At 69.1% G+C, this 11,677-nt stretch carries 11 protein-coding genes; 5 read left to right on the top strand and 6 right to left on the bottom strand.

Features of this window, described 5'->3' with window-relative positions; translation table 11 throughout:
• Window positions 1-34 precede the first annotated feature (34 nt).
• A complete protein-coding gene (locus tag ACZ5GT_RS10490) occupies window positions 35-1,123 on the bottom strand; it encodes a type III polyketide synthase (protein ID WP_469018491.1) in 1,089 nt (362 codons plus the stop codon).
• A 115-nt stretch (window positions 1,124-1,238) separates the two neighbouring features.
• On the opposite strand from ACZ5GT_RS10490, the gene ACZ5GT_RS10485 reads away from it, so the two are divergent.
• Window positions 1,239-1,364: a hypothetical protein gene (locus ACZ5GT_RS10485; protein WP_469018487.1), complete on the top strand. Its 126-nt coding sequence runs from the start codon at window positions 1,239-1,241 to the stop codon at window positions 1,362-1,364.
• A 9-nt stretch (window positions 1,365-1,373) separates the two neighbouring features.
• On the opposite strand, the gene ACZ5GT_RS10480 is transcribed toward ACZ5GT_RS10485, so the two are convergent.
• The 5 genes from ACZ5GT_RS10480 to ACZ5GT_RS10460 all read right to left on the bottom strand — a co-directional run bounded on the left by ACZ5GT_RS10480 (window position 1,374) and on the right by ACZ5GT_RS10460 (window position 8,259).
• On the bottom strand, window positions 1,374-2,864 hold the full coding sequence (locus ACZ5GT_RS10480; RefSeq protein WP_469018482.1) for a fatty acid desaturase: 1,491 nt from the start codon (window positions 2,862-2,864) through the stop codon (window positions 1,374-1,376).
• A 113-nt stretch (window positions 2,865-2,977) separates the two neighbouring features.
• Window positions 2,978-3,787: an LppX_LprAFG lipoprotein gene (locus ACZ5GT_RS10475; protein WP_469018478.1), complete on the bottom strand. Its 810-nt coding sequence runs from the start codon at window positions 3,785-3,787 to the stop codon at window positions 2,978-2,980.
• Between the two features lie 444 nt (window positions 3,788-4,231).
• Window positions 4,232-5,305, bottom strand: coding sequence for a hypothetical protein (locus ACZ5GT_RS10470; RefSeq protein WP_469018475.1), 1,074 nt, complete (start codon window positions 5,303-5,305; stop codon window positions 4,232-4,234).
• 277 nt (window positions 5,306-5,582) lie between these two features.
• Window positions 5,583-6,593 (bottom strand): SEC-C domain-containing protein, encoded by a 1,011-nt coding sequence (locus ACZ5GT_RS10465; protein ID WP_469018473.1) that lies wholly within the window; start codon window positions 6,591-6,593, stop codon window positions 5,583-5,585.
• Between the two features lie 193 nt (window positions 6,594-6,786).
• On the bottom strand, window positions 6,787-8,259 hold the full coding sequence (locus ACZ5GT_RS10460) for a glycoside hydrolase (protein ID WP_469018470.1): 1,473 nt from the start codon (window positions 8,257-8,259) through the stop codon (window positions 6,787-6,789).
• 233 nt (window positions 8,260-8,492) lie between these two features.
• Between ACZ5GT_RS10460 and ACZ5GT_RS10455 the strand changes: the two genes are divergently transcribed.
• From ACZ5GT_RS10455 to ACZ5GT_RS10440, 4 genes are all read left to right on the top strand, one after another.
• Window positions 8,493-9,275 carry a class E sortase gene (locus ACZ5GT_RS10455; RefSeq protein ID WP_469018987.1) on the top strand — a complete coding sequence of 261 codons (783 nt, stop codon included), beginning with the start codon at window positions 8,493-8,495 and terminating at the stop codon, window positions 9,273-9,275.
• Window positions 9,276-9,433: 158 nt separating this feature from the next.
• Window positions 9,434-9,730, top strand: a complete 297-nt coding sequence (locus ACZ5GT_RS10450) for a DUF6412 domain-containing protein (RefSeq protein WP_469018981.1) — start codon at window positions 9,434-9,436, stop codon at window positions 9,728-9,730.
• A 94-nt stretch (window positions 9,731-9,824) separates the two neighbouring features.
• The gene (locus ACZ5GT_RS10445; protein ID WP_469018466.1) at window positions 9,825-10,559 is read left to right on the top strand and encodes a YidC/Oxa1 family membrane protein insertase; all 735 of its coding nucleotides are present in this window, start codon (window positions 9,825-9,827) and stop codon (window positions 10,557-10,559) included.
• A gap of 127 nt (window positions 10,560-10,686) precedes the next feature.
• Window positions 10,687-11,544, top strand: a complete 858-nt coding sequence (locus ACZ5GT_RS10440) for a fumarylacetoacetate hydrolase family protein (protein ID WP_469018462.1) — start codon at window positions 10,687-10,689, stop codon at window positions 11,542-11,544.
• Window positions 11,545-11,677 lie beyond the last annotated feature (133 nt).

Here is an 11,677-nt window from a genome sequence, read left to right as displayed (position 1 = left end):
TTTCGTAGGCCGCGATCAGCGCCGGTTTTCGCGCTCACTGCCGGACGATGTCGAAGACGATGCCTTCGAGCGTGACGCCGGGCGCGAAGGAGAAAGCCACACCGGTCGAGATCTGCTTTTCCGGCTCGGCCTGGGAAATCATCTGCTCCAGCACGAAGATGAGCGATACGCTGAGCATGTTTCCGTGTCGGGCAAGCAGGTCCCAGCTTGCCGCTGCCAGATCCTCGGGAATTCCCAGCGAGTGCGCCGATTCCTCGATGATCTTCGGTCCGCCCGGGTGGATCGCCCAGTGGTCGACGTCGGACTTGTCCAGTCCGTTCCGCTCCAGTACGGCCGACACCACCGGGTCGACGCCCTGGTAGATGTACTGGGGAAGGTTCTGCGACAGCTCGCACGTGATGCCGTTGTGGTTGACGCCGAGCACGATGCCGTCTTCCGCGCCGTCGAAGAGGTGGCTGAAGGTGTCGCGGATGACGACCTTGCCGGGCGCCAGCGGCTGGTGCACCTGGCCGGCGCCGATGACGACCGCGCCGCACCCGTCGCCGAACAGGCTGTGGGTGATCACGTCGTTGATGTCGTCGTCGAAGACGGCGTTCACCGAACTGAGTTCGATGCACACCACCAGGGCCTTCTTGTCCGGGTGGGCGCGAACGTAGTCCACCGCGGTGCGCATGCCGTTCATGGCCGCGGCGCAGCCCATGAAGTTCACGACCACCCGGTTGACCGCCGGTGACAGTCCCAGCTGCTTGATCAGGGCGACGTCGACGCCGGGCGCGATGAACCCGGTGCTCGTGACGAAGACCAGCATGCCTATGTCCGACGCCGGGTCCTCCAGACCCGCGACGGCGCGGCCCGCCACGTCGACGGCGAGCGGAACCGCATGACGGTAGAAGAGGTTCATGCGGTCCCGGATGGTGCCGGCCTCCTTGCTGTAGGCGAGGAAGTCGGGGTCCAGGGGGTCGATCGCCAGGTGCCGCGTGGTGATCCTGGTATTGCGGTAGAGCCGTGAGATGGCCGCTCGCCGCGCGGGCTGCGAAAACAGCTCGGCCACCTGCCCGGCGACCTCGGCCTGCTCGAAGCGCCGGCCCGGCGCGCCCGTCGCGATGCTCTCGATCACGCCCACGGTGGTCAGCGGAGCCGGCGGCAGCAGACCTCCGAGCGGGTCGTGGCCGGGGACGCGTCCGGTGGTGCCGGTCGGTGTTTCAGAAGACGTGAAGCCCTCACCCATGGTGACAGCCATGGATTTCTCCTATGCGTTGAATGAATGGCGATCGGGCGAGCGCCGACAGGGCGCGGTGGCGCGGTGGCACAGTGGCGCGGTGGCACAGTGGCGCGGTCGCTCGATCGCCATCGAAGTCTTTTGAGTGACGGCCTCAGACCGTGCCGATTCCGGTGAACCCCTGCGCCGCGTATACGACGCACTGCTTCAGGGCGAGCGGCGAGAAATGCTCGCGCCAGAATCCCCAGTCCTTCTCCACGGCATCGTTCGAGGGAGAGAGCAGATACGTGTTGATCTGCTTGGGGAAACGGTCGGTGAAGAAGCTCTTGGCCGGTATCCATTCGACACCGAACTTCGCCGCCTCCTCGCGCAGCACGTCCTCGGTGACGATGTTGGCGAAACCGCTGCGCTGGTACGGCAGCACGTGGTGCACGCGGTGGGAGCTGAGGCCGGCCGACAGGAAGCAGTCGACATAGCGGTTCCCGACGACCTTGAGGTCGTAGGCCTGCTCCATCTGGTCGACGGCCCAGTCCTCGGTGTTGTGGACCAGTTCCTCGGTCTCCACCTCGAAGTCATGGCTGGCGACCACGAGGAACGTGCTGATCCACATGGTGATCAGGAACTGGAGCACCCAGGCCCAGAGGTCCCCCGCCACGGCGAACAGCACGAACTCGCCGACCAGCAGGAAACGCACGCCGAAGGAGCCTATGAAGTGCGGCAGCGCTCCGCCCCACGTCCCGTACATGTCCTTGACGCCCACCTTGCGGGTGAGGCGGCAGACATCGAGCAGGCGGATGATCATGCCGGTCATCGTGTGACCGAATTTGTGTACAGTGTGCAGCGGAATGCGGAACAGCCGTGGCACCCGCATCATCATGGTGAACACGTTCTTCTTGATGTCCACCTCGCTCTGCGTGAACGGGTGGTGCAGCAGCGCGTGGCCGTCCGCGGTCACGAACGACAGGGCGACATAGTTGAGATCGAACGCGTTCACATAGATCTTGTTCATGCCCTTCTGGGCACGGTGGATCGCGTAGTGGCCGAAGCCGGCCATCGCGCTGCGCAGCAGCACCATGGCGATCACGAACACCGGCAGGGGCATCCAGTCGCGTTCGATCAGGCGCAGGCCCTGCACGGCGAAGTACAGGACGGCCAGTATCGCCACCGTGATGTTGAAGTAGCGGTCCATCCGCCTGATGCGAGCGGCCATCTCGCGCTGCTTCAGCCGGGCCTTCACCTTGTGGAGGAGGTCGTCCTTGTTGTCGAAGCGGTACTTCGGGGTGTCGCGCCAGCTGTCGAAGTCCTCACTGAAGAGGAAGGCCGGCGCGTTGGCCTTCGGGTGAATGTCCTCCGGCAGCGCCTCACGGTCCAGTGAGTAGCGTTCGAGCATCCTCGCGACAGCCTCGGGGTTCTTGTGGTAAGAACCGACGATGGAAGTGATGTCGCGGTTTTTCGTGCGTCCGATGAAGAATTCGCCGCCTGGGTGCTTGGAGATCCATTCACTCAGGTCGTAGGCTTTTCCGTCGTAGACCCAGACGTTGGAGACCGGCGGTGGGCCCTCCGGGTGCGGAGGCCGGCGGAATTCCTCGGCCTCGGCCTCGGCCTCGGCCTCGGCCTCGGGTTTTGGGCGGTCGGTTGTGGTCATTGCAGTCCTTCCATTCTCTTCCCGGCAGAATCGGAGCCTGAATACGAAACCGGCCCGGGGGCGGTCCGACGGGCATCGCCGCCGTTCCGCATTCCCGGGCCGGTGTCCGCCTGTCAGGCAGCCGGGTTGGGGATGGAGACCGGAGCACCCCACTCGGAGAGCAGCACCGTGATGGTTCCGTCGCCCTGCTTCACCACGGCCTTGACCAGGTTCGGCGCCTTGTCGGGAGAGCCCTTGCCAGGCGGCGACGCCTTGGCCGAACCGCTCGGCGGCGGGACGTCCTTGATCCAGACGGTGATCGGGAGGGGCCCGCCCTTCTTGCCGGACTGCGGGACGATGGGGTCGATCACCGAGGCGTCCACGGTGCCGCTGACCTTCACCGTTTCGACGCCGTCGACCTTCTCCCGGGCCTCCGCCTTGGGGTTCTTGATCTGGGCGATCACGTTGGCGAGACCCTTGTCCTTGTCGAGGATCACGCCCGGGTCGTAGATCTTCTCCGCCTGTCCGACCGGCTGGTACGTGGAACCGTCGCCGGCGTACAGAGTCCTGTTCGAGACCACGAACTTGGTGTCGGTGAAGTCGGACTGCTTGCTGGTGCGCACCCGGGCCTCGCCGGCCGCCTGCCCCTGCCCCTTCACCTTGTTGGTGACGTCGGCGTTGACCTTCTCCACCGGCAGGTTCGGGATGTCGGCGACAGCCAGGTTCAGGTGCACGTCGTGCAGGGTCTGGGTGGTGCGCGCGCATTCCTGGACGATGCGGGTGGCGTCCGGCAGGGCGCTGGGCGCCGCCGAGGGACTCGCCTTGTCGTCGCTGCTCGAGCAGCCGGTCAGCACCGCCGCGGATGCGGACGCCGCGAGCGTGAGCGATACCAGGCCCAGCCGTCTGCGCTTGGCGCGGAGCATGCTGGATTTGCCATCAGTCATGACATTCCCCCGTGGATCTTTGATTACGTCATTGAGCTGGAACAGCCGCTACCCGGTCGCGGCATACGCGTGTCACGCATCGAGATGACGTGTGGCCTGGGAATTCGCCAGACCTTATGAAGCCGTCATCTGATCAGTGCGCCGTCCTCTCGACGAGAACTGGCCCCGGCTTGACTCCGAAATGAAGGTGATGGTCGGGATCGCCAACCTCCACGACATCGCTTTTCGGCGTAGCTGATCCGCACGGATCGAGACAGTACTTCACTTTTCGGCCAAGGGGTGCCCCCGTCACTGAGTAATCGTTACTCAACTTCTGCGACGGCCCCGAGGCCGCGTGGCAGCGCGCGGAAGGGCGTGGCAGGGGGCGGCGACGCGGGGCTGCGGCGTGCGGTGGCCGGCAGCGGAGCTCGACTGAGAGGTCAAATCCGCCTCAACAGGGACGAGTCAGCCGTTTCCGCACCACAGGCTTCCCTTGATCGTGTACGGGCCCAGTTCGGTCGGGTTGTGCACGAAGATGTCGACACCCGTCGCGTTGGGTACGACGTCCATCGTGGTCTCAGGGTTGGTGCCACCTGTCGTGAGGATCGTTTCACCGGTCTCGTCGTTCCTGCCGATGATCCTCGACCGGAGGAAATCCGGGTGATCGGCCGGGCACTCGATGTGGATCTGAGATTCCCTGTCCGTCTCCGCCACATGATACGTCCCGGTCAGCACCTTTTCCGTTCCGAGGTTCCATCCTCCGGGCCGGTGCCTTGGAGACGTCGGCGGATTGCTGAGTACGCAGGTGTAGGTGACCGTGAATTCCGCGGAATTGGACCAGTTGATCACGTCCACGCCGAACATGTCGTCGCTCAGCACCCCGTAGTTCTTGAACTCCATGCTCGCGGTTCCGTTGAAGGAAGGCTGCCCGGAGAGATACGTCCCGGAGGGGCATATGAAGTAGAACGTCTTCTGCTCACCCTGGGGTGCGGTTCTGGTCTCGGTGATGGTGGTGCTGTGATTCGGCGGGGTGGGGGTGGGGGTCGGCGTGGGGGTGGGAGTGGGCGTGGGGGTAGGCGTCGGTGTCGGAGTCGGCGTGGGTGTCGGTGTGGGTGTCGGAGTCGGCGTCGGCGTGGGGGTCGGCGTCGGCGTGGGGGTCGGCGTCGGTGTGGGGGTGGGTGTCGGAGTCGGCGTCGGCGAGGTCGGCGTGCAGGTGTAGTTGATGTCGGCCCACGACGCTTCGGTGTGACTGTTGTTGATGACGTCCACGCCGAATCCGTTGCCGTGATAGGAGTTCGCGGCCTCGAACTGGATGTTCCTGGTCACCACGTTCGGCCCCGGGCTGACGCCCGCTCCGCTCATCACCGAGTTCAACGGGCAGTAGAAGAACCACCTGTCGACGAGATCGGGAGCGACCGCGACACGGCCGGGCGCGTCGCCGATGGTCTGAGCGGCGGCCGTGGAGCTCAGCATGAAGGTTCCACCGGCGATGACGGCTGCGATGACCGTGGCCCCTGCGGCAACCTTGGTGCGATTCACTTGGATTCCTCCGTAAGGCACGGGAATGCAGGGTCCCGAGCGGATGAAATGCGCAGCTCGGCCAAGTGATCACAGGGGTCCCGGAGGTCCGCGCCTGGCCATGGATCCGAGGCCTGCTGCTTGCTGGAGGAACCTATCCAGGGCGGCTGTCGGAGCAAGTGAGTAATCGGTGACCAGTTTTCAGGCGCGACGGTGTACGGCGGCGTACGGCACGGTTCAGCGGGCGGCCGAGCCGTGCCGCTGAACCGTGCCGGGGCCGAGGGGGCGGCCTCGGTCGTTACGCCCCGTGGCACTCCCCGTAGGGCTGCCCCGATCCGCACCAGCAGGCCGCGCCCTTCTGCGGGGGCCAGGCCGTCGCACGTCCCCGGGCTGCCAGGGTGGTCGCGTACTGGGGGAGGAGGGACGGGTCCGCCGGGGTCGTGCCCTCCGAGGCGGCGAACGCCTCGTAGGAGGGGACGGTGCCCGTGACGATGCCCAGGTTGGGGGTGCCGGAGGCAGCCAGCTCCCGCAGCGAGGCCTCTATCGTCGCCAGGTGGCCGGCGTGGGAGGGGTACTCCGCGGACAGCGACGGGTACGCGGCGAGCAGCTCCGCCAGTTCGGCGGCCGGCCAGTGCAGGACGGCGACCGGGAAGGGGCGGGAGAGGGCCTCGCGGTAGGTGCCGAGCTCGGCACGCAGGCGGGAGATCTCCGCGGCCAGTTCCGCGGGGTTGTCCGAGCCGAGGGACCACACGCGCTTGGGGTCGTGGAGCTCGTCCAGGGAGACGGGCGAGGAGTGCAGCGTGTCCGCCAGGATGTCCCAGTCGTCGTGCGCCGCGCCGAGCATGCGGCGGACCCGGTGGCGGCCGAAGAGGAGCGGGTGGGTGGCGTACGGGGGCTCGGGGACGTCCGTCAGCAGCAGGCGGACGCCCTCCGTGAACGTCTCCTGCGCCGCCTCCAGCTCGTCGTGCGACTCCAGCGCCTCCGCCACGATCACCCAGGGGGCCGGGTCCCGGGGGGCCGCCGCGCGGATGCCGGTGATGATCGCGCGGGCCTCCGCCTCGTGGCCGTACTCCCACAGGTTGGAGGCCTTCAGGGCGCGTACCAGGTGCGGGTCCTCCAGGCTGTCCTGGGACGACAGCAGGCGGTCGTAGAGCGCGGTCGCGGCGGGGCGGTCGCCGGCGAGCTCCAGGTGGGCGGCGGCCCGCAGGAGCAGCGCTTCGGCGTCTTCGGGGTACAGGCCGGCGGTCCGCTCCAGGCGGGCGGCTTCCGCGGTGTGGTCGACGTTCTCGGCAGGCGTGTCGGGGCGCATGGGTGACACCGTACTGCCGACCGCCGACACGGGGAGAGCCGTCCCGGCTCCAGGGTGCGCTGCTTCGGGACGGCGCTCCACGCGCGGACCGGCCGGACTCTTTCCGGCTACCGGGCAGACCCTGTCCGGCCACCGGCCGGACCCTTCCCGGCTACTGGCCTGCCCCTTCCCGGCCACCGCCGGACCGTCCCGGCTAGATCGTCACCCCGTCGATCTGCAGCGTCTGCACCGACTTCGCCGCGAACGGCACCGCCACCGACTTCCCGCTCAGATACGTGTCCGAGTACGCCCGGTAACGGTCGCCGCCGGTCGTCACCGTGTTCCAGCGCGGGACCAGGCCGCCGGAGCCGCCGCTGACGGTGGTGAAGCGGGAGAGGTCGAAGGTGAGGGTCTGGGCGGAGGCGGAGGTGTTCGCGGCGACGATCACCAGGCGCCGCGCCGCCGCGTCGTAGCCGGCCGCCGCGTAGCTCACGCCGGTGTCGAGGATCGTCATGCCCGGGCGGATGTGGCGGCTGAACTGGGCCATGACGTAGTACTTCGTCTGGACCGCGCCCGGCTGCAGCGTGCTCGCGTCGTAGGCGATCATCGCCCAGTTCGCGGACGGGTCCATGACCTGCCAGTAGACCCAGGCGGTGGGGTGCAGCCAGCGGAAGTCGTAGAGCAGATTGCTCGCCATCGTCATGCCGGTGCCGTCGTTGTCGCCGGTCTCCGAGTTCCACAGGGCCTTGCCGGCGGTCGTCACGACGTCCGTGTAGAGCAGGTCGCGGCGGCCGCCCGAGCCCTGGTAGCCGTGGACGTTGACCCGGTCGACGTATCCCTTCGTCGTCGAGCTGAAGGAGTTGAAGGTGGTGCGGGCGAGGTCGTAGCTGGTCTCGTCGGACGCCGCGATCCGTGTGCCGGTCAGCCCGCGCTTGTTCAACTCGCTGCGCAGGTAAGGCAGTACGGCCGCCTGGGTCGTCGCGTCGATGTGGCAGCCCTCCTGGGTGCCGGTCGCCGTCCACCAGCTGGAACTGGGCTCGTTGAAGGCCTCGACGGTGGAGAAGGTCACGCCCCAGTCGTTCTTCGCGTGCAGGGCCACGGCGGCGAGGTGGGAGGCGTGCTGACGGTAGTTCCAGGACTGGAGGTTGTTGCCGCCGTCGGCGGCGCCGGACGGGTTGTGGTTGTAACACATCCACCACATGGGGGAGTTGGCGAACAGCTCGGTGACTGCGCCGCGTTGTGCCGCCTTGACCAGCATCGCGCGCTGCGTGGCGTCGGCCGTCCAGTCCCACGCCGAGGACGTCGGGTCCTCGTTGTTCCAGTCCTGCCAGTAGCCCTCGATCTGCTTGAAGGCGGGGATGTTGGGGGAGACGGCCATGCTCTCGCCGCCCACGCTGTTCCAGCTGCACGCGCCGAGGTTGTAGCGGGCGATGTTCAGGCCGAGGCCGGGGAGTGTGGTGCCGTCGTAGGTCACCGACTTGGTGGTGAAGAAGATGTCGGCGAAGTCGTCCCGGCCGCCGAACACGTTGGCCCACCAGGCCAGGGAGGTGCCCCAGCCCTCCCAAGTGCCGTACTTCGTAGCGGGGTTGACGGCGACGGTGGCGTCGGCGTGGGCGGTGCCGGTGGCGAGCGCGCTGCCCAGGAGGGTGCCGCCCGCCGCGGCCAGCAGGGTTCTGCGTCGGATCATGAATGCGTCTCCGCTTCGCTCTACGTGGCTTGTCCCGTGCATGCCACGAGGAAGCATCGGGGGTGGCGGGTGGGGTTGTCGAGGGTTGTGACAGCGCTTTCTCAACCCTTTCTCAAACCGGCGTACGAAGTCTCGAACGAGTGGGCCGGGCTTGGTTACGGGCTTACGGGGCTGGTGAGTTGGCGGTCCGACCCTTATCGTGCGGGCGGCCCGGTGAAGGAGGCGGCATGACGATGCGCGTTCCTGTCGTGCAGCACAGCGGCCGACGGCGGCGGCACCGGCGACGGCGCGCGCTGTGGGCCGGGGGCGAGGCGCTCGTCACCGTCGGGGTCGTCCTCCTGCTCCTCGTCACCCACCAGCTGTGGTGGACCAACCGGGAGGCGCGTCGGGGGGCCGAGCGGAAGGTGGAGGCGCTGGAACGGGAGTGGGCGGCGGGCGGTGACGGCGGTGACCGGGGCTCCTCCCCTACGGCCGCACCGGTGCCGTCCGGCCGGCAGGGCGCCGGCGCCCGGTCCCGTCGGCAACCGGCGGCCGCCGCCGGGGCGCCGTCGCGTCCCCGCCGCTCCCAGGCGTACGCCGTCCTCACCGTCCCCCGCCTCGGCCTCCGCGTCCCCGTCGCCGAGGGCGTCGGCAAGCGGGACGTCCTCGACAAGGGGTACGCCGGCCACTACCCCGGCACCCAACAGCCGGGCCAGGCCGGCAACTTCGCGCTCGCCGGGCACCGCAACACCCACGGGGAGCCGTTCCGGCACATCGACCGGCTGCGGCGCGGGGACGAGCTGGAGGTGGAGACGCGCGGCGCGGTGTACACGTACGCCGTCGACCGGACGCTGCCGCGGACGTCGGCCCGCGACGGGGGCGTCCTGCGGCCGGTCCCGCGTTCCACGGTCCGTCCCGCCTACGGCTACCCGAGCCCCGGCTACTACATCACCCTCACGACCTGCACTCCGGAGTACACCTCCAGGTACCGGCTGGTGGTGTGGGGGACCCTGGTCTCGATGCGGCCGCGGGGCTGAAGCGCCGGGAGGCCGGGAGGCGGGGTGAGGTGGGTGTGCGGCAAGTGCCTCGTGTGTGCAACCGTGGTACCCGTCGAGGACGTCCGGTTCAATCGAGGGGCGGACCCGCACACGCGGGCGGGACGAGGAGGAGGGGGGACGTTGTGATCGGGAACTGGATGTCGCGGCGGCCCGTCGCCGTTCTGCTGGTCCTGCTGCTCGGCGTCGCCCTGTTCGACACCGGCAGTCTCACCGCCACCGTCGCGCTCGCCGCGACCGCCGCGGCCGGTTCCGCGCTCGCCGCGTGTGCCCTGGTCGCCGCGCGTTCCGCGCCCGCCCTGCCGCCCACCCGGGTGCGTACGGCCATCCGCGACCGCGCCCGCCGCACGGCATTCCTGCCGCAACGCGACCCCGACGCCAAGGGCCGCACCCGGCCCCGGGCGCCCGGGTGTGCCCTCCCGGCGACCACCGCGTAGGGCACCCGCTTCATCCGCAGCGTCCGCCCTCGCGCGGGTCGTCATGCCGCCATGACCACTTCCCGGCACGACGAGACCCCCGGAAGGCTCACCCATGTCCGTCTTCGCTGTGTTCGCCACCCTGGTCGAGCACCTCGCCGACCCGCTCCAGCCGCTGTTCGGCGCCTCGGCCGCAGCCGCGGCGATCGTCCTGTTCACCGCACTCGTACGACTGCTCGTGCACCCCCTGTCCCGGGCCGCCGCCCGCGGCCAGCGGGCCCGGGCGCGACTGCAGCCGCGGATCGCCGAGTTGCGCGAGAAGTACGCCAAGGATCCCGAGCGGCTGCAGAAGGCCGTACTGGAACTGCACGCCGAGGAGAAGGTGTCGCCGCTGTCCGGCTGCCTGCCGGGTCTGCTGCAACTGCCCGCGTTCTTCCTGCTGTACCACCTGTTCTCCAGCACGACCGTCGGCGGGCGGCCCAACGCACTGCTCTCCCACCGGCTGTTCGCCGCGCCTCTCGGCGACCGCTGGGCCGACGCCCTGTCCGGGGACGGGATGTTCGGTCCGGCGGGACTCGTGCACCTCGCGCTGTTCGCGGTCGTCGCGGTCGTCTGCACCTTCGGCTACCTGCTGGCGAAGCGGGCGACGGCCACGAACTCCGCCGTTACGGCGCCCGGGCGCGGGGCCGAGGCCGAGCGGGTGCCCGGGCTCGGCGCCGTCACGGCGATCGTGCCGTTCATGTCCTTCTTCACCCTGGTCACCGTGGCGGTCGTGCCGCTGGCCGCCGCGCTGTACGTGGCGACGAGCACGGCGTGGGGGACCGTCGAGCGGGCGGCGTTGTACCGGTGAGGTCCGCGGTCGCGGTCCACTACGTGAACTGCTCTTGCAATAGTGCACGGCGACCTTGGACGATCGGCCAGTCATCCGATGACTGTTACCGTCGGCGGGCAACCCGCGACTGAGGGAGATGGAGATCATGAAGCTGCTGCGAGTCGGTGCGGCGGGATCGGAGCGGCCGGCGCTGCTCGACGCCGAGGGCACCCTGCGGGACCTGACGGGTGTCGTGGCCGACATCGACGGCGCGCTGCTCGCCGACGACGCGGCGCTCGGCCGGATCCGTGCCGCCGCCGACGCCGGTGAACTGCCCGCCCTGGACGCGGCGGGGCTGCGCGTCGGGCCGCCGCTGGGACGGATCGGCAAGATCGTGTGCATCGGGCTGAACTACCACGACCACGCGCGCGAGACCGGGGCCGAGCCGCCCGCCGAGCCGGTCGTGTTCTTCAAGGCGCCGGACACCGTCGTCGGGCCGGAGGACACGGTGCTGGTGCCGCGCGGGTCGCTCAAGACCGACTGGGAGGTCGAGCTGGCGGTCGTCATCGGACGCACCGCCCGCTACCTGGAGTCGGCGGAGGAGGGGCTCGCCCATGTCGCCGGGTACGCGGTGGCGCACGACGTGTCCGAGCGGGAGTTCCAGATCGAGCGGGGCGGGACCTGGGACAAGGGCAAGAACTGCGAGACGTTCAACCCGCTGGGCCCCTGGCTGGTGACCGCCGACGAGGTGCCCGACCCGCAGACCCTCGCGCTCAGGCTGTGGGTCAACGGGGAGCTGAAGCAGAACGGCACCACCGCCGAGCAGATCTTCCCCGTCGGCGAGGTCGTGCGGTATCTCAGCCACTTCATGACGCTGTACCCCGGGGACGTCATCAACACCGGGACGCCCGCGGGGGTGGCGATGGGCGCGCCCGAGCCGAAGCCGTACCTCCGGGCCGGAGACGTCGTCGAGCTGGAGATCGAGGGGCTGGGGAGGCAGCGGCAGGAACTGAAGAACGCGTAGCCGCTCCGCGGGGGCGGGGCGGGGCGGGGCGGGGCGGGGCTGGGCGGGGCGGCTGGGGAGCGCTGGGCGATCGGTCGCGGGCGGCCGCGACCGCCCCGCCGCCGCGGGCTACGACGGCGCGGGCTACGACGGC

The organism is Streptomyces sp. NPDC031340, assembly GCF_055569945.1.
Note: the sequence above shows the minus strand (reverse complement) of the source record. Positions and strands in the feature narration are given on the sequence as shown.

What these genes read in the sequence shown, in the direction of transcription:
- ACZ5GT_RS10480 (WP_469018482.1), bottom strand. Translation starts at nt 2,864, where the DNA reads ATGACCACAACCGACCGCCCAAAACCCGAGGCCGAGGCCGAGGCCGAG.
- ACZ5GT_RS10475 (WP_469018478.1), bottom strand. Translation starts at nt 3,787, where the DNA reads ATGACTGATGGCAAATCCAGCATGCTCCGCGCCAAGCGCAGACGGCTG.
- ACZ5GT_RS10450 (WP_469018981.1), top strand. Translation starts at nt 9,434, where the DNA reads ATGTCGCGGCGGCCCGTCGCCGTTCTGCTGGTCCTGCTGCTCGGCGTC.
- ACZ5GT_RS10460 (WP_469018470.1), bottom strand. Translation starts at nt 8,259, where the DNA reads ATGATCCGACGCAGAACCCTGCTGGCCGCGGCGGGCGGCACCCTCCTG.
- ACZ5GT_RS10440 (WP_469018462.1), top strand. Translation starts at nt 10,687, where the DNA reads ATGAAGCTGCTGCGAGTCGGTGCGGCGGGATCGGAGCGGCCGGCGCTG.
- ACZ5GT_RS10465 (WP_469018473.1), bottom strand. Translation starts at nt 6,593, where the DNA reads ATGCGCCCCGACACGCCTGCCGAGAACGTCGACCACACCGCGGAAGCC.
- ACZ5GT_RS10455 (WP_469018987.1), top strand. Translation starts at nt 8,493, where the DNA reads ATGCGCGTTCCTGTCGTGCAGCACAGCGGCCGACGGCGGCGGCACCGG.
- ACZ5GT_RS10445 (WP_469018466.1), top strand. Translation starts at nt 9,825, where the DNA reads ATGTCCGTCTTCGCTGTGTTCGCCACCCTGGTCGAGCACCTCGCCGAC.
- ACZ5GT_RS10485 (WP_469018487.1), top strand. Translation starts at nt 1,239, where the DNA reads ATGGATTTCTCCTATGCGTTGAATGAATGGCGATCGGGCGAGCGCCGA.